The organism is Apilactobacillus sp. EABW-1NA (assembly GCF_030398685.1).
GTDB lineage: Bacteria > Bacillota > Bacilli > Lactobacillales > Lactobacillaceae > Apilactobacillus > Apilactobacillus waqarii.
Window position 1 is genome coordinate 21,273 of the sequence record NZ_JAPDKO010000007.1, and the last position, 17,057, is coordinate 38,329.

Consider the following 17,057-nt stretch of genomic DNA (forward strand, 5'->3'; position numbering starts at 1 on the left):
AACCCTGAACATAATCGTTCAGGGTTATTTTTTATGGGTTTATTTATTGTTTAAAGCTGATTTAATTCGTTTGAAGAAGCTTCCTTCTTCACTGTTTAGCATGAATAGCTTGTAAACATTTGAGAACTTGTAAGTCACGAAGGCAATGAAGGCAATCGCAATCAATAGTGAAATGATTCCTTCAAAGAAGTTTGCATTATGATTAATTAATCTAATTGGCATCAAGAATGATGAGAATAGTGGGATATATGATCCAACTTGTGAAAAGATTGAATCGGAAGCGCCATTATTAACAAAATTAAATGAAAGTACGAAGATAAATAAAATCAAGAATACAAGTGGTTGTGATGATTTTGATGCTCCCTCAACATTGGCTGAAAGAGAACCACAAATCGCCGCAAGCACAATTGCGATTACAAAGCCAACGAAGATGAATAGCAGGTTAATACTAAAGATATTACCGATAAATGTACTAATTAATACGTGTTGGGATGAGAATAATGAGTTGAAGAATGGATACATATTCAAGATGAAGTATGCAACCACTCCGACACCGCTATAAATTACCATTTGAGTTGCCATTAAAGCAATCACTGCGCCAACTTTACCACTGAAGTAAGTGCTAGGTGAAACACTACTGAAGATAACTTCTGAAATCTTGGTGCCTTTTTCCTTGGCAATAGTGGTGGACATGATGGAAGCATAAATTAAGGTAAAGAAGTAGGAAATAAAGATTAATACGTAAATTGATGCTGTATTAGCATTGGATGTTTGCTCAGATTTTTGCTTCTTTTCCTTATCAGTGATTGATGACTTAAACGCTGGTTTTACAGACAATTGCTTGTATTGTTCACTAGTAACGTTACTGGTCTTAACGTTAATGGCAGCTTGCTTTTGGTTCACAATTGATAATAAATCGGCCTTAACGTCGCTATCCAAAGAGCTACTTCCAACAAAGTTAATCTTGTATTGGTTGTTTTCCTTGGAAACCTTGATATAACCATCAATATTGTCCTTCTTAAGTTCTTTTTTGGCAGTACTTTCGGACTTGATGCTGGAATCAATGGAATCTTTATCCTTGGATACTAGTTCGCTTTTAACGTTTGAATCCCCGACAACGGCGACTTGATAGTTGTCAAAGTTGCTGGTTGAACTGGCAACTAATCCACCGATTCCAGCACTAATTAAGACTGAAATAATTGGTGTGACTAGTAAAGCGATGAAACTCTTTGATTTTAAGTGGAGTAGGTAGTTTCTCATGAAGACAATATTGAACTTATGCATGTTTTGCCACCGCCTTTTCTCTAAAGATTTCATCTAATGTAGGTGGTTGTTGGCTGAATTCTTCGATGTATTCACCACGACTCACGGCGTTGAAGAGGGCCTTACCATATTCTTCATCGGTAAGGGTAATCTTGTAACGGTTATGACCACGTGCAACCACTTCACTGACACCATCAAGTGCAGCTAGTTCATTTACGGACATGTCGGTTGTCACAAAGACGTGCTTCTTGCCAAATTGGTTTCTGATTTCGTCAACGCTACCGTTTAAAACGACGTTTCCGTTTCTAAGCATGACGACGTGATCACAAAGTTCTTCAACGTTGTTCATGTCGTGACTTGAGAAGATGATGGCAGAGCCATTTTCCTTAGTTTTGATGATTTCTTTCTTTAAAAGATCGGCATTAACTGGGTCCAAACCACTAAATGGTTCATCTAAGATTACCAACTTTGGTTCATGAATTAAGGTACAGATTAATTGGACCTTTTGTTGGTTACCTTTAGATAGTGATTTGATTTTGTCCTTTGCTTCTCCCTTAACCTCGAAGCGTTTTAACCATGAGTCGATACGTTCTTTGACCCATTTTTTATCGCGGCCCTTTAGTTCCGCAAAATATGTAATTTGACTTTCAATTGTTAGGTCTTCGAATAGACTCCGTTCTTCTGGAAGATATCCCACTTCGTTGAAGTCCTTAACAGTGATTTCGTGATTGTTTAATGTAATTTTCCCATCAAATTCGATAAAACGAAGAATGCTATGAAAAGTTGTTGATTTACCAGCTCCGTTTTGTCCGATTAGACCTAGAATTTGGCCATCTTTCGCCTCAAATGAAACGTTGTTTAAAGCTTGGACTTTGGAAAATGATTTCGAAATATTTTCAATCTTTAAGATAAGCTCATCTCCTCTATTTTGATAAGCCTAATAATATCATAATGATATTCAAATTAAAATTTAATTTTTAACGAGTAAAACTATACATTGAGTATGGATATCATTACCGGATTTACGGAAATGGAAACACTTAATTATAGTGCTTTCTGTTTGTGATTAGGTGAACAAAGTTGACCTATTTTTTAATTAAAAATTGATATTTTATGTAAAAAAACATAGTGAAAATTAATTATTTTCTAGCTGCCAATGGGTTGAAACCCTTTATTGACACTGATACAATCGAATTGGAAACGTTAATAGTATCTAAATTAAAGGAGGGCGTTTTTGATGGTTCAAGTTGATGAAATGATTAACAATTTAGTAAGTAATGCACATACTGCATTAACTGAATTAGAAGGTTTAGATCAATCACAGGTAGACTCAATTGTAGATGCAATGGTCCAAGCTGGTTTGGATAACAGTGCGGAATTGGCAAAATTGGCTCATGAAGAAACTGGTCGTGGAAACACGCATGACAAGACTATGAAGAATATTTTTGCCAGTGGTCAAATTGGTAACTTCGTTAAGAATCATAAGACTGTTGGAATTATCGATGAAGACGATGAAGCCAAAACAGTTACAATTGCAGAACCATTAGGGGTTCTAGCTGGTGTTACTCCAGTTACCAACCCAACTTCAACTACTTTATTTAAGGCAATCATAGCGATGAAGACTAGAAACCCAATCGTATTTAGTTTCCATCCACAAGCTTTGAAGTCCTCAATAAAAGCAGCTGAAATTGTATTAGATGCAGCCGTTAAAGCAGGGGCGCCAATGAATTCAATTCAATGGATTAGTGAACCAAGCATTGACGCAACCAATGCTTTGATTCACCACCCTGGTGTTGCAACGATTTTAGCGACTGGTGGACCTGCCATGGTCAAAGCCGCTTACTCAAGTGGTAAACCCGCATTAGGTGTGGGTCCTGGTAACGCACCATTATATGTTGAAAAGTCCGCAGATTTAGATGCAGCAGTTAAAGACATCGTATTATCAAAGACCTTTGATAATGGTATGATTTGTGCCACTGAAAACAGTCTGGTAATCGATTCATCCATCTATGATGACATGAAGAAACGCCTAAGTGACGCTGGTGTATACTTCATTGCTGAATCAGATCAAGACAAGTTAGCACAAACTATGTTTAACCCTGAAACTGGTGGTGTTAACGGACCAATCGCTGGTCGTTCAGCTAAGCAAATTGCTGACATGGCCGGAATTGAAGTTCCAGAAGGTACTAAGGTATTGGCCGCAGAACTAACTGAAGTTGGTCTTGACCACTTACTTTCAGGTGAAAAGCTTTCACCAGTTGTATCAGTATACAAGGTAGCTGATTCTGACCATGCATACGATACTCTAGAATCAATCCTAAACTATGGTGGATTAGGTCACACTGCCGGAATTAGATCAACTGATTCTGATGTGATTACACAATTCGGTATCAAGATGAAAGCCTGCCGTATCCTAGTCAATACTCCTTGCTGTCTAGGTGGTGTTGGTAGCATCGTTAACGGATTGGAACCTTCACTAACTCTAGGAACTGGTTCATGGGGATTTAACTCTATTTCACATAACGTTACAGACTTTGATTTACTCAACCTTAAGAAAATTGCTTACCCACGTAAGAATAGTAACTTTGAAGAACTTATTAAAAAGTATATGTAATTAAAAAAGACTAGGCATTTGCCTAGTCTTTTTATTATGCGTGAATTAATAGTTTGATTAAGATTAGTGCCACGATGGTTTGAATTAGCCCAACTGAAACACTGTAGATAGCAAAACGCTTTCCGGCTTTTAGGAACGCTTTTAAGTTTAGACGTAAACCGATAGCAGCTAGCGCGATGATTTCACACCATGAGCTCAATAGGTGAGCGGTGTTTCCGATGAAAGCTGGAAGGTGGAAGAAACTATTTAGGATACAGAAGATTAAGAACCATAGAACGTACCATGGTAGGAAATCAATCTTACCTTTCTTCACTTCTGCCTCAACTTCTTTTTCGGCGTTAGCTAATGCTTCGTTTTTAGCATGAATGCGTGCAAACACAGTTACCACAACTACTAACATGATGATTCGCATAATCTTGAATAGAGTCGCGAATTGGACAGTAGTTTGGTTAACCATTGTTGCACTGGCGATAACTTGTCCAACTGATTGAACGGTACCACCAATCAAGGCACCACGTAGCATGTCAACGTGACCAAATACCATGGTACCGATGACTGGAAGAGCTAGCATCATTACGGTTCCCATTAGGTTTACCAATGTGATACTCATACCGGCATCTTCATCGGAAGCGTTAATGACTGGCTTGATGGAAGCAATTGCGGATGATCCACAAACCGCGTTACCACCGGCCATGCAAAGGTAAATTCCTTCACCGAAGTGAAGCCATTTACCAATCATGATGGCTGCGATAATGGTGATGGCCATTTGGATGATGATGAATAGTAATCCAGACCAGTGTAATTGAAGAATGGTTTGGAAAGTGATGGTAAGACCAAGTAGCATTACTGAGTATTCTAGTAATCGTTTTTCAGCAAACTTGGTACCAGCACTTAGAACTGGTTGCTTTAAAACGGTGTTACCCAACACAATTCCAATTAGGATTGCGATGGTGGCTCCACCGATGTTTGGAATAATAGCTGTAAGAAATTGACTAATAATTGCAATAATGGTTGCAGCTAGAAATCCAATGGTACGTTTTTTAATCGTATCAATCATATGAATTTCTCCTTTATTTATAATATTTAAATTATATCACGTGAGGCAAGGCTTCTAAACCGTTGAATTATTAAGCTTTAGTTAATATGATTTTGATAATATTGACATATCACGTATAATTATAAGTAATAGGAGTGATAATTTATATATGTGGAATATAATTGCGATTCTTTTATTTATTTTTGCAATTTATGAAGTGGTCAAGAGTATTAAAGACCGTGGTGTCGTCAGAGACATCTTGAACAATTATGACAACGTCGTTAAAGTACGTGCCATGATTGAAGAACATAATGATGATAGCGAGATTGTTAACGCTATTAAGGATGAATTCAATGTTAGATTCTATCCTGCAACTAGAATTTTTATGAGTGTCAAAAAAATGAAGTAAAACAAAAAGCCTAACGTTTAACACGTTAGGCTTTTTTTATTTGTTATTTGCGTTTTACAACGGAATTTAAGATTAGACTAGCAATCGCGATTAATACTAGTAATAGAATCAACGCGTGAAGTGATCCAACCGCAGTTCCGTTTGCTTCGTTACCGCTACTCAATTGACTGATAGTAATGATAGCTGAAACGATGGAAGTGGCGATGGCACCTGAGATTTGTTGGATGGTGTTGAAGACGGCATTTCCGTCGGTTCTTTGTTCACCATTTAGTTGGCTTAATCCACTTGTCATGATGTTACCAAATGATAATCCCATGCATAGCATGTAGATTACGTAGAAGATTAAAATCATGGCGTTACTCAAATGAGTACCGAAGATGGTGAATAATACCAAACCAATTAGTCCGAATAACATTCCTAATGCTAGTGGCTTGTAAGCGCCGAAGCGGTCGTACAAACTACCGGATAGTGGGGCAAAGATTGCACCAATTGCGGCACCAGGTAATACCAATAAACCAGCGATGAATGCTGATGAGTGGTTTACGATTTGCACGTAGTTAGGCAAGATGAATGATAAACCTAGTGTAATGAATTGTAGGATAAAGAATCCAACAATGTGACCAGCGAACTTGTGGTTTTGAAGAACTGAAAGATCCAAGATGGCATTCTTACTTCTAATGCAGTGAATGTAAAGGGTAATTAAAGCAATCACGCCAATGATGATTGGAAGAGTGACAACGGCACTTAGGATATTGCCAGCACCCATGTTTGAGAAACCATAAACTAGGCCGGTGAAGGTAATCACGATTAGGATTAGGCCGACAAAGTCTAAGCTAGTCTTTTCAATTGCACGTTTTTGTTCGATGTTCAAAACACCCAAGATTAAAGAAATCACTAGGATTGGTAATAGGATGGCGAAGATGTAACGCCAACCGATTGAAGATACCACAATTCCACCGAAAGTAGGACCAACGGCAGGGGCAATGGCGGTAATCAAGTTACCAACCCCCATCATCACACCGATTTTTTCGGCAGGAACTTGATCCAAGATGATGTTAAACATCAATGGTAGTGCAATCCCTGTTCCAAATCCTTGGATAACACGACCTAGTAATAATACTGAAAATGTTGGGGCGCATAGGTCGCACACAACCCCTAGAATAAATAGTAAATTGGCAACGATAAATAATTGCTTGGTTTTAAAATTACGGTTCAATATTGCGGAAAGTGGTACAACAATTGAAACGATTAGTAAATAGATTGTGGTCATCCATTGAACAGTACTGGTACCGACGTTAAAGTCGTGCATCAAAGTCGGAAATGTGATGTTCATTGAAGTTTCAATGACAACACCACTAAAGGACATGATTCCAGCTGCGATGACTGATAGTAATGTCTTTAATGAAATTTTGCTATCCATTATTAATCCCCCATGTGTTTAATGATTTTATCTAAGCTACTCTCTAGGGCATCGTACTCTTCATCAGACAAGAAACTATGGATTTGCTGTTGCGTTTCAACCATGAACTTTTGAATGTCGTCTTCGTATTGAACAGCTAAATCGGTTAGGATAACCTGTTTTTGACGAGCGTCCTTGTTCGATTCAACACGTCGGACTAATCCCTTATCTTCCATTCGCTTCAATAGCGTTGAAGCGGTGGAACGACGGATGTTGAATTCGTGTTCGATGTCCTTTTGAAACATTTCTTGATCGTAAAACAGGGTCAAGAAGTCGATTACGGACATCTGCATACTTGTTAAATCGTATTGAATCGCAAACTTATCAAATTTTTTGGTAAGTTGGGTTGATGCAATTTTTAGTTGTCTTCCAATATTTTCTGTCATGAATATCACTTCCTAGATTTTGTTAGCATGCTAACAATTATAAAAGGGAAAAAATAAAAATGCAAGCGAAAAATGAACAAAAAAAGAACCCCGCATAAGCGAGGTTCTTTTTTACTATACTTCCAAAATCTTTGATAGGAATGATTTTAGACGATCGTTCTTAGGGTGGTTGAAGATTTCATCTGGAGTACCTTCTTCTTGGATGATACCGTCATCAACGAATACCACACGGTCAGCAACTTCTTTAGCGAAGCCCATTTCGTGGGTAACAACAACCATTGTCATACCTTTTTCTTTAGCTAGCTTCTTCATAACGTTTAAAACGTCACCGACCATTTCAGGGTCAAGGGCAGAAGTAGGTTCATCGAATAGCATGATGTCTGGGTTCATTGCTAAAGCACGGGCGATAGCAACACGTTGTTTTTGACCACCGGATAGTGAACTTACTGAAGCGTCAAATTTGTTTTCCAAACCAACAACTTCTAGTAACTTCTTAGCTTGTTTTACAGCATCTTCTTTTGTTAGCTTACCTAATTCAACAGGGGCTAACATGATGTTTTTACCAACTGATAGGTTGTTAAATAGGTTAAAGTGTTGGAACACCATACCGATTTGTTCACGAACCTTATCAATATCAACACCTTTTTTGGCGATGTCAGTGCCATGAACAACAACTGAACCTGAAGTTGGTTCTTCTAACTTGTTTAAAGTTCTTAATAGAGTTGACTTACCAGAACCAGAAGGGCCGATAATAACAACTACTTCGTTATCTTTAACTTCAAGATCTACACCACGTAAGACATGGTTGTCTGCGTATTGCTTGTGTAAATCGGTTACTTTAATTTTGCTCATATCTTAGCTCTCCTTTTTACCCAGTTTGATAGCCAAGTTAATAGGGTGATTACAACTAGGTAGATAATTGCAACCATTGCCCAAACTTTGAATCCTTCAAGGTTTCTAGCGATGATAATCTTACCAGTTTGAGTAAGTTCTAGAATACCGATAATTGATAGGATTGAAGTATCCTTCAAGGTAATGATGAATTGGTTAATGAATGATGGAACCATTAGCTTAACACCTTGAGGTAGGATAACTCTTCTCATTGACTTACCGAATGGTAAACCAAGTGATCTAGCGGCTTCCATTTGACCTTTATCAACTGATTCAATACCACCCTTAACGAAGGCAGCAATGTATGCCCCTTCATCTAACATCAATGTGATAACACCGGCTATGAATGCAGGGATTCTAGTACCGGTTAATGTAGGAATACCTGTGTAGATGAATAATGCTAGAACCAATAGAGGCATACCTCTAAATAAGTAGATAACTGTAGCGGATAACCAACGGAAGAACTTGATAGGTAGAACTCCGAACAATCCAAAGATTATACCAAATACTGTAGCGAAGAAGATTGAAACAATTGTTAACCATAGTGTTTGTAGGAAACCTTGCCATAAGAAAGTCTTGTTTTGCTTCAAGATACCAAAGAATGAGTGATTGTCTTCAGCATTCTTCTTGGAGTTTAAGTACTTGTCCATAATCTTTTGGTATTCACCTGTTTTCTTTAGGTGAGCAAGACCAGCGTTGAATTTCTTTACTAATTCTTGGTTAGTACCTTTTTTTACACCAAATGCAATTGGTGTACCTGCAGCAGGTTTAGTAACAATTTTTAACTTAGTACCTTGGTTGATACCGTACTTTAATACGGGTTCGTCATCGAAACATGCAACAGAGTTTCCAGTTAAAACATCTTCATAGACGTTGCTTGAATCATCGAAAGTACTGATTTTAAATCCGTATTTCTTTTGGATTGATTGGGCGTATTGAGCACCGGTAGTACCGGTCTTTACTGCAATAGTCTTACCCTTAAGATCATTTAGACTCTTAATGTCGTTGTTAGTTTGTGATACAGCCATAACAACTCCTGAGTTGTAGTATGGTGTAGAAAAATCGAATGATCCTTTACGTTCGGGAGTAACTGACATACCAGCAATCATACCGTTTAATTGACCAGATTGAACGGCTTGGATAGCACCGTTAAAACTAGTAGGCTTAAGATTGATCTTAAAACCTTGATCCTTGGCAATTGCTTTCATTAAGTCGATGTCAATTCCGACGTATTTATTGTTGTCGTTTGCATATTCAAATGGTGGGAAAGTAACATCTGTACCAATTTGATAAGTCTTTTCTGCAGCATTTGATTTAGTAGGTGCTGAGAATAAACCGAATGCAACGACTAATCCAACAGTTAATACCATTAACCATCGAATTACTGATGAATGTCGCTTCATTAGTAAAACCCCTTTTCAAGTAAAATCTTTTCCACGTTATCTTTCATAACATTGTATGTTTTTATCATATCAGAACCGGCAAGCGTTGTATATCTGAAAACACTATTTTTTTAAAAAAGTTAAGCTTCTATGTTATAAAATATGACATGTTAATGGATGTATAAGCTGGAAGTCAAAACTTTATAAAAATTTTACCTTTGATAAAACCTTTATGTATCAAGGGTTTTCGACTCTTATGTAAGGAAAAGGTCAAAAAAGGTCAAATTTAGTATTGAATTATGTAATTTGGGTGGTATTATATTCTTTAGATAAGGAAATAAGAGAATAATTAAAAGCCTTATCTAATACATGCCGTGTTTGGCTAATGTATTTGAAAATAAAATATTATATGAAATGTGAGGGATGTACTATGGCAAGAAGTCCATTTGATCCATTTAACGATGATTTTGACAAAATTTTTAACCAATTTTTAGGCGATACAGGTAACTCAAGTGCCCAACGTCGATACATGATTAATGGTCAAGAAGTTACCCCAGAACAATTAGAAGAACTAAGAAGAAGTGGCCAACTACAAGGTGGTCAACCTAATACCCAACAAAAAGCTACATCTAATAAAGGAGGAATTCTTGAAAAGTTAGGCCGAAACTTAACTCAAGAAGCTAGAGATAATAAGTTAGATCCAGTAATTGGAAGAGACAAGGAAATCCAAGAAACTGCTGAAGTATTATCAAGAAGAATCAAGAACAACCCCGTGTTAGTTGGTGATGCCGGTGTCGGTAAGACTGCCGTTGTTGAAGGTTTAGCTCAAGCAATTGTTAAGGGTGACGTACCTGCATCAATTAAGAACAAAGAAGTTATTAGTATTGATATCTCTGGTCTAGAAGCCGGAACTCAATATCGTGGTAGTTTTGAAGAAAACATTCAAAACTTAATTAAGGAAGTCCAAGAAAAGGGTAATGTTATCCTATTCTTCGATGAAATCCACCAAATCCTAGGTGCTGGTAATGCCGGCGACGAAAGTGGCTCCAAGGGATTAGCAGACATTATCAAGCCTGCATTATCTCGTGGTGAAATTACCGTTATCGGTGCTACTACCCAAGATGAATACAGAAACACAATTTTAAAGGACGCTGCTTTGTCTCGTCGTTTCAACGAAGTGCAAATTAAGGCGCCAAGTGAAGAAACTACTTTAGAAATCTTGAAAGGTATTCGTCCATTATACGAAGAACACCACAATGTGATTTTACCTGACGAAGTATTGAAGGCTGCAGTTGACTACTCAGTTCAATACATTCCACAAAGAAGTCTACCTGATAAGGCCATCGACTTAGTAGATATGACTGCTGCACACTTGGCTGCGCAACACCCAGTCTTAGATCAAAAGCAAATCGAAGACGAAATTGAAGCTGAAAAGAAAGCTCAAGAAGATGCTGCAGCTAAGGAAGATTACGAATCAGCTTTAAACCACAAGAACAAGATTGAAGAACTACAAAAGCAAATTGACAACAAGAGTGACGAAAAGAAAGTCACTGCTACTGTCAATGATGTTGCTAAGTCAGTTGAAAGATTGACTGGTGTTCCTGTTGCTAAGATGAGCAGCACTGACATCGAAAGATTAAAGACTATGGGTGACCGTCTAAAGGGCAAGGTGATTGGCCAAGACGAAGCCGTTGCCGCAGTCGCTCGTGCTATTCGTAGAAACCGTGCTGGTTTTGACGAAGGTAACCGTCCAATTGGTTCATTCTTATTCGTAGGTCCTACTGGTGTAGGTAAGACTGAACTTGCTAAGCAATTAGCTAAGGACATGTTTGGTAACAAGAACAATATTATCCGTCTAGATATGTCAGAATACTCCGACCCAACTGCTGTTTCCAAGTTGATTGGTGCTTCAGCTGGATACGTTGGATACAACGACAACAACAATACTTTGACTGAAAAGGTCCGTAGAAACCCATACTCAATCGTATTGCTAGATGAAATCGAAAAGGCTAACCCACAAGTGCTAACACTTCTATTACAAGTATTAGACGATGGTCGTTTAACAGACGGTCAAGGGAATGTGGTTAACTTCAAGAACACCGTTGTAATTGCTACTTCAAATGCCGGATTCGGTAACGAAGCGCTTACTGGTGATGACGACAAGGACAAGAAGTTAATGGATCGTTTAGCTCCATACTTCCGCCCAGAATTCTTAAACAGATTCAATGCAATCGTTGAATTCTCCCACTTAACAAAGGATGACTTGAAAGAAATTGTCGACTTAATGTTAGCAGACGTAAATGCTACATTAGCTAAGAAAGACATGGATGTTGTCGTATCTGATGACGTTAAGAATCACTTAATCGAACAAGGATACGACGAAGCCATGGGAGCTCGTCCACTACGTCGTGTAGTTGAACAAGAAATTAGAGACAAGATTACTGACTTCTACCTAGACCATGAAGACATTAAGCACTTAAAGGCTGAAATGGAAGATGGTACTGTCGTAATTAGTGAAAACAAGTAATCTGAATAATAAAGAAGAGACCGTTTTGTAGGAACGGCCTCTTTTTTATTTGAATACCCATAGTTTACTTAGTATAAAGTTAACTGGAACGGTCACAATTAATGTTAATACTGGGACAATTTGTTCGTTAATAGATGTGTAGACAGACAATAGGTATGTTAATAGTACTGTTAAACACCAAGTGAACACGTAGGTAGAATAATATTTAATCGCGGTTTTAGTAACGTTTCCGCTAGTTTTGAATACCCACTTTTTATTAATGGTTAAACCAATCAAAGTAGTGGTACCATATCCGATTGCCATGGCAATGGTAGGAGATGTAATCCGCCATAGGCATGTATAAATTAAATAGGTTAGTATTGTGTTAATGAATCCAACGATACCAAACTTGAAAAATTGCTTAATTATATCAATCATTTATCTTCTCCGTGTGAAATCATTTGAACTTATATAGTAGTATATACCAAAATTATTTTTTATATGGAAATCTTTTAATAGTATGCTATTATGATTTCAAAAAAATTTAAATATTAAAAAGCGAAAGTGGGAAGTTAGTATGATTAAGCTTCTAAGATATATTAATTTGGTAATAGTTTCGATTTTGACAGGGATTTACTTATTTGGTCCAGATAAATATCAAAATACTGCGTTTTTTATTCTATTTGTATTGAATTTAATCTGCCTTGCTGCGACATATATCAGCAAAAAACGTAAATAAATTATGCAGACGATTTGACTTGTGTAAATAAAGATAAAAGAGGCTTCCAATAAAAGGAGGCCTCTTTTTTATACGGATGGTATATAATGAAATCAATAACTAATCAAAAAGGAGATTCGCATGTCCTTACAATATTCTTTTGAGATTACACCCAACATTGATCAAGTTAACCTGGATGGTTTATTAAAACTACATCCAGAATTCATCTCGATTACTGATAGAAACCACGACATGGATAACCTGCTACAAAGCATTCAAATCGCTGACTACATCCATGCTAATTCATCCGTTGATGTCGTCATTCATCTGACCGGAATCGACAAGGATGAAAAGGGAGTTCAAGAGATGATTGATTTGATGCAACAACACAATATCCACAGTGTGCTGGCGTTGCGTGGTGATAAGTTGTCTCAAAATGATACGGCGGTGACATTTCCACATGCAGATCGACTAGTTGAATTTATCAAACAACAATATCCACATGTGAATATCTCTGGAACTTGCTATCTAAATAGTAGTGACGAAGAAATGAAATGGTTGAGACAAAAGATTGAAAAGGGATGCACGAATCTAATTTCACAATTTAGCTTTGACGCGAATGATTACGTTGATTATTTAAATCAAAACCAAATTGATACGCCAATCTGGTTTGGGATTATGCCACTGATTTCGAGATCACAAGCAGAAAATATGCTGAGTTTAACCCATTCGACTGCTCCAGATGAACTAAATGCTTTGATGAATCAATATAAAGATGAGTTCGGCGAAGGTGGTGTTCGATACACCGCGGGGATGATTAATAAAATTAAACAAGCGGGTGCTAACCACATTCATTTGTATTCATTAAATAATGCGGAAAATACCGAAAAGATTATTAATATAATTTAGCGCACAAAAAAAGACGCCCTTCGGCGTCTTTTTTTATACACACATCATCTAAAAGAGAGATTAATACTTAGGTTCCCACTTAGTGTCTTCGATAGCTTTGTCAACATCTTTGATGTCTTCACGTGTAAGACCACGTTTTACAGCGCTATCGGCAACGGCCTTAGCTACAGTAGTTGAGAATTGATCCAACTTAGAAACTGGAGGTAAGACAGCAGCACCTGGTTTGTCAGTGTCGACAATACCACCAAGTGAGTGGGCAGCTGCGGAAATCATTTCGTCATCTAGAACAGTTGCTGTAGCAGCAATTGCACCTAGACCTAGACCTGGGTATACAAGGGCGTTGTTAGCTTGACCGATTTGGTAAGTAGTACCGTTGTATTCAATATCGTTAACTGGAATACCAGTACCGATAAGAGCTTTACCGTCAGTCCATTTTAGTAAGTCTTCAGCCTTAGCTTCAGCCAACTTAGTTGGGTTTGAGATAGGGAAGATGATTGGACGTTCAGTGTGAGCAGCCATTTCCTTAACGATTTCTTCAGTGAAAGTGTTTGGTTGAGTTGAAGTACCAACTAAAATAGTTGGGTGAACTTCTTTAACAACTGCTTCTAGAGTAGTTAGTGAATCTGCGTTATCAAATTCGCTACGGCTTCTAGCAAATGGTTTTTGTTGAGGAGTCAAAGTATCGTCGTCATCGAACAATAGACCTTGCTTATCAACTAGGTAGAAGTGCTTCTTAGCTTCTTCTGGGTCCATACCTTGTTGTACGAATTCATCGTATACACGAGAAACGATACCAGTACCGGCTGAACCTGCGCCAAATGATACGTAAGTTTGGTCCTTCATTTCTTCACCAGAAATGTTTAAAGCACCTAAGATACCTGCTAGAACGATGATACCAGTACCTTGGATATCATCATTGAATACAGTGTACTTGTCTTTGTATCTGTCTAGAATTTCAGCAGCGTTGCTACGACCGAAGTCTTCGAAATGTAAGTACATTTCTGGGAACATTTCTTCAGCATCTTCTACGAAAGTATCAACGAACTTGTGGTATTTTTCACCGTAAACACGTTCGTGTCTGTTACCTAAGTACATTGGGTCCTTAAGTAATTCTTCGTTGTTAGTACCAGCATCTAGCACAACAGGTAGAACTTGGCTAGGATCGATACCAGCAGCGGCAGTGTAAACCATTAGTTTACCAACAGCGATATCAACACCGTTAGTAGCCCAGTCACCAATACCTAAGATACCTTCAGCATCAGTAACTACGATTAGACGGATGTCTCTGCCTTCAGCAGCATTCTTTAATGAAGTCTTGATTGAATCTAAATCATCATCGATTGATAAGAATGTAGCGTTTTGTGGTTGAACGAATAGTTCACTGTAGTTTTCAATAGTTTCAGCGATTGTTGGATCGTATACGATTGGCATAAATTCAACAACGTGTTGTGAGAATAACTTGTAGAATAGAACACGGTTTTCGTTAAATAGAGTCATTAAGAAAACACGTTTTTCTAAATCTGATGGTTTGCTTTGGAATTGAGCGTAAGCTTGATCCACTTGTTCTTGTAAAGTTTGAACGTATGGTGGAAGCATTCCTTCTAAACCAAGTTCTTTTCTTTCTTCTTTAGTAAATGCAGTACCCTTATTCTTGAAAGGATTGTTTAAAATATCATATCCAAAAGACATAGTACTTACCTCTTTTCATAATTTATATATAGATAATAATACATGGGTATTTAGATAGTCAAAACTTAGTGTTATAATAAATATAATTTATATCTAAAAAATAAACCTTTTTATATCAACGCTGGGAGGCGTTTTTTATGAACACTAGAGACCTTGAATATTTTATAAGCTTAACAGAATTAAAAGTTTTTTCGAAAGTTGCTGAAGAATTTAAAGTAAGTCAACCTACCATTACTTTTGCTCTGCAACGATTGGAAAAAGAGATGGACGCTAAGTTGATTATCAGACATCGTACCCATGGCGAACTCATTGTAACCGATAGTGGGAAACAATTGTTAAATCATGCTCGCGCAATCATCCGTCATTTTGACGTTGCTAAGCGAAACATCGCCAACTTGAAAGCTAAAAAAGTTTCAATTGGGCTACCACCAATTATTGAAACAAGATACTTTCCTACAATCGCTCAACATTTGAAGGAAAGAAAATTATTAAACAGTATTATTACCTATGAATACGGTTCAGAAACAACCAAATCTGCATTGAAAAATGGTGAGTTAGATTTAGCTTTACTAGGTTCTAACAATCCGTTGGACGACCCCGACATAGAGACAGAGGAAATCGAAAGAATTCCATTCTGTGCGTACGTTTCAAAGGACCATCCACTAGCTAATGAAGGTAAGATTCATTTTGCTGACCTAGCCAAGGAAGACTTTGTGCTATTTAAACAAGGTTTTACCCAAAACGAATCCTTTAACCAATTGGCTAAACGAAATTCATTCCATCCAAACGTGATTTTCAGATCAAATGAAACCAACAATATTATGAGTTTGATTTCTAACAACGTTGGTGTCGGATTCTTTAACTCATTGGTGCAAGTGCCAGATGGGGTAGTTAAATTGGACCTCTTAGATGAAGACATGCCAATGTTTGTTACCAATCTGGTTTACTTAAAGTCCCATTACTTCAATGATTTCCAAAAGGAAGTCTTGGATGTTATCAGGGATTCACTTAAGAGATAAATAAAAAAGCCCAAGCGAAAGCTTAGGCTTTTTTGAATGCTGTTTTTATTTAAATGTATAATATATATATGCAATAATTATCATTAGCAATTCTATATCAACCATAGCAAAAAACCAGTAAAATATTTTTTTATAATCTATATATATATTTGTATCAATACCTCTTTTTTTCATAAATATCATATATAGGCACTCATCTATAATTGCAGATATTGCTATTAATATTATCATTACAAAATTTTTATCATATTCGACAACAACATTAAACATAGTAAACAGTATTAATGCGAAAAATGCTCCTAAAAGCATGTAGGAAAAATTGGTAAATTCTGTTTCCGTCTTTGTTTTGTGAGAAAATGTATTATTTTTGTCTTTAATTTTCTTAAGTTGTTTTGAACCCTTTACAGTTTTGTACGCCGTGAAAAGAAATGAAATTAATAGTATAAGTTCAGTTAGATTTAAAATAAAACGAATAGTTTTCAGCTCCTATCCTTATAATTAATTATGTAGTAATTGTTATTTTAACATAATTTTTTGTTATGAAAAAGGATGGATAGCCGGTGGAATGCTCTTTTGGAGTGCTTGGGTATTCACTTACAACGCATCAAAAAAAGACACAATTAAAACTTTTTACCCAATTGAATTCTTATCCAATATTTTTCAATTTAAAAAATGTCAACTTTTTACCTAATTGAACATAGAATCTATCATAATTTTCACAAACTTATTGTATAAAGTGCATTAATAAACATATTTACATTGTTATATAATATCTC

13 protein-coding genes and 1 pseudogene are annotated in these 17,057 nt (G+C 36.9%); 5 read left to right on the plus strand and 9 right to left on the minus strand.

The features are described 5' to 3' along the window. Window positions 1–39: 39 nt before the first annotated feature. Window positions 40–1,284: an ABC transporter permease gene (locus OEZ61_RS03080; protein WP_034534208.1), complete on the minus strand. Its 1,245-nt coding sequence runs from the start codon at window positions 1,282–1,284 to the stop codon at window positions 40–42. Further along, a complete protein-coding gene (locus OEZ61_RS03085) occupies window positions 1,277–2,173 on the minus strand; it encodes an ABC transporter ATP-binding protein (RefSeq protein ID WP_034534211.1) in 897 nt (298 codons plus the stop codon). The genes OEZ61_RS03080 and OEZ61_RS03085 overlap by 8 nt, the downstream gene beginning before the upstream one ends. 327 nt (window positions 2,174–2,500) lie before the next feature. Here OEZ61_RS03085 and OEZ61_RS03090 point away from each other — a divergent pair. After that, window positions 2,501–3,826, plus strand: a pseudogene (locus OEZ61_RS03090) (aldehyde dehydrogenase family protein); the annotation flags it as partial. Between the two features lie 85 nt (window positions 3,827–3,911). Here OEZ61_RS03090 and OEZ61_RS03095 read toward each other — a convergent pair. Further along, window positions 3,912–4,922: a putative sulfate exporter family transporter gene (locus OEZ61_RS03095; protein ID WP_034534247.1), complete on the minus strand. Its 1,011-nt coding sequence runs from the start codon at window positions 4,920–4,922 to the stop codon at window positions 3,912–3,914. Window positions 4,923–5,082: 160 nt separating this feature from the next. On the opposite strand from OEZ61_RS03095, the gene OEZ61_RS03100 reads away from it, so the two are divergent. Beyond that, complete coding sequence (locus OEZ61_RS03100; RefSeq protein ID WP_034532307.1) at window positions 5,083–5,322, plus strand: hypothetical protein; 240 nt, start codon at window positions 5,083–5,085, stop codon at window positions 5,320–5,322. A 43-nt stretch (window positions 5,323–5,365) separates the two neighbouring features. Here the strand turns inward: OEZ61_RS03100 and OEZ61_RS03105 are convergent, their stop codons facing one another. The 4 genes from OEZ61_RS03105 to OEZ61_RS03120 all read right to left on the minus strand — a co-directional run bounded on the left by OEZ61_RS03105 (window position 5,366) and on the right by OEZ61_RS03120 (window position 9,461). Beyond that, window positions 5,366–6,742: a DHA2 family efflux MFS transporter permease subunit gene (locus tag OEZ61_RS03105; protein WP_034534213.1), complete on the minus strand. Its 1,377-nt coding sequence runs from the start codon at window positions 6,740–6,742 to the stop codon at window positions 5,366–5,368. Between the two features lie 2 nt (window positions 6,743–6,744). After that, window positions 6,745–7,167, minus strand: a complete 423-nt coding sequence (locus tag OEZ61_RS03110) for a MarR family winged helix-turn-helix transcriptional regulator (RefSeq protein WP_034534215.1) — start codon at window positions 7,165–7,167, stop codon at window positions 6,745–6,747. A 114-nt stretch (window positions 7,168–7,281) separates the two neighbouring features. After that, window positions 7,282–8,019 carry an amino acid ABC transporter ATP-binding protein gene (locus tag OEZ61_RS03115; protein WP_034534218.1) on the minus strand — a complete coding sequence of 246 codons (738 nt, stop codon included), beginning with the start codon at window positions 8,017–8,019 and terminating at the stop codon, window positions 7,282–7,284. After that, entirely contained in the window at window positions 8,016–9,461 is a 1,446-nt protein-coding gene (locus OEZ61_RS03120) for an amino acid ABC transporter substrate-binding protein/permease (protein WP_034534220.1), read from the minus strand. Before OEZ61_RS03120 ends, OEZ61_RS03115 begins: the two co-directional genes overlap by 4 nt. 409 nt (window positions 9,462–9,870) lie before the next feature. Between OEZ61_RS03120 and OEZ61_RS03125 the strand changes: the two genes are divergently transcribed. After that, a complete protein-coding gene (locus tag OEZ61_RS03125) occupies window positions 9,871–11,967 on the plus strand; it encodes an ATP-dependent Clp protease ATP-binding subunit (RefSeq protein ID WP_034534223.1) in 2,097 nt (698 codons plus the stop codon). A 45-nt stretch (window positions 11,968–12,012) separates the two neighbouring features. On the opposite strand, the gene OEZ61_RS03130 is transcribed toward OEZ61_RS03125, so the two are convergent. Continuing rightward, complete coding sequence (locus OEZ61_RS03130; RefSeq protein ID WP_034534226.1) at window positions 12,013–12,384, minus strand: GtrA family protein; 372 nt, start codon at window positions 12,382–12,384, stop codon at window positions 12,013–12,015. A gap of 421 nt (window positions 12,385–12,805) precedes the next feature. On the opposite strand from OEZ61_RS03130, the gene OEZ61_RS03135 reads away from it, so the two are divergent. Continuing rightward, window positions 12,806–13,573: a methylenetetrahydrofolate reductase gene (locus tag OEZ61_RS03135; RefSeq protein ID WP_034534228.1), complete on the plus strand. Its 768-nt coding sequence runs from the start codon at window positions 12,806–12,808 to the stop codon at window positions 13,571–13,573. 60 nt (window positions 13,574–13,633) lie between these two features. Here OEZ61_RS03135 and OEZ61_RS03140 read toward each other — a convergent pair whose 3' ends face one another. Continuing rightward, on the minus strand, window positions 13,634–15,262 hold the full coding sequence (locus tag OEZ61_RS03140) for a malolactic enzyme (protein ID WP_034534231.1): 1,629 nt from the start codon (window positions 15,260–15,262) through the stop codon (window positions 13,634–13,636). Window positions 15,263–15,399: 137 nt separating this feature from the next. On the opposite strand from OEZ61_RS03140, the gene OEZ61_RS03145 reads away from it, so the two are divergent. Then, the gene (locus OEZ61_RS03145) at window positions 15,400–16,281 is read left to right on the plus strand and encodes a LysR substrate-binding domain-containing protein (protein WP_034534234.1); all 882 of its coding nucleotides are present in this window, start codon (window positions 15,400–15,402) and stop codon (window positions 16,279–16,281) included. Window positions 16,282–17,057 lie beyond the last annotated feature (776 nt).

Coding starts and splice junctions, on each gene's coding strand:
- OEZ61_RS03125 (WP_034534223.1), top strand. CDS start 9,871: ATGGCAAGAAGTCCATTTGATCCATTTAACGATGATTTTGACAAAATT.
- OEZ61_RS03120 (WP_034534220.1), bottom strand. CDS start 9,461: ATGAAGCGACATTCATCAGTAATTCGATGGTTAATGGTATTAACTGTT.
- OEZ61_RS03145 (WP_034534234.1), top strand. CDS start 15,400: ATGAACACTAGAGACCTTGAATATTTTATAAGCTTAACAGAATTAAAA.
- OEZ61_RS03130 (WP_034534226.1), bottom strand. CDS start 12,384: ATGATTGATATAATTAAGCAATTTTTCAAGTTTGGTATCGTTGGATTC.
- OEZ61_RS03110 (WP_034534215.1), bottom strand. CDS start 7,167: ATGACAGAAAATATTGGAAGACAACTAAAAATTGCATCAACCCAACTT.
- OEZ61_RS03105 (WP_034534213.1), bottom strand. CDS start 6,742: ATGGATAGCAAAATTTCATTAAAGACATTACTATCAGTCATCGCAGCT.
- OEZ61_RS03140 (WP_034534231.1), bottom strand. CDS start 15,262: ATGTCTTTTGGATATGATATTTTAAACAATCCTTTCAAGAATAAGGGT.
- OEZ61_RS03080 (WP_034534208.1), bottom strand. CDS start 1,284: ATGCATAAGTTCAATATTGTCTTCATGAGAAACTACCTACTCCACTTA.
- OEZ61_RS03100 (WP_034532307.1), top strand. CDS start 5,083: ATGTGGAATATAATTGCGATTCTTTTATTTATTTTTGCAATTTATGAA.
- OEZ61_RS03115 (WP_034534218.1), bottom strand. CDS start 8,019: ATGAGCAAAATTAAAGTAACCGATTTACACAAGCAATACGCAGACAAC.
- OEZ61_RS03135 (WP_034534228.1), top strand. CDS start 12,806: ATGTCCTTACAATATTCTTTTGAGATTACACCCAACATTGATCAAGTT.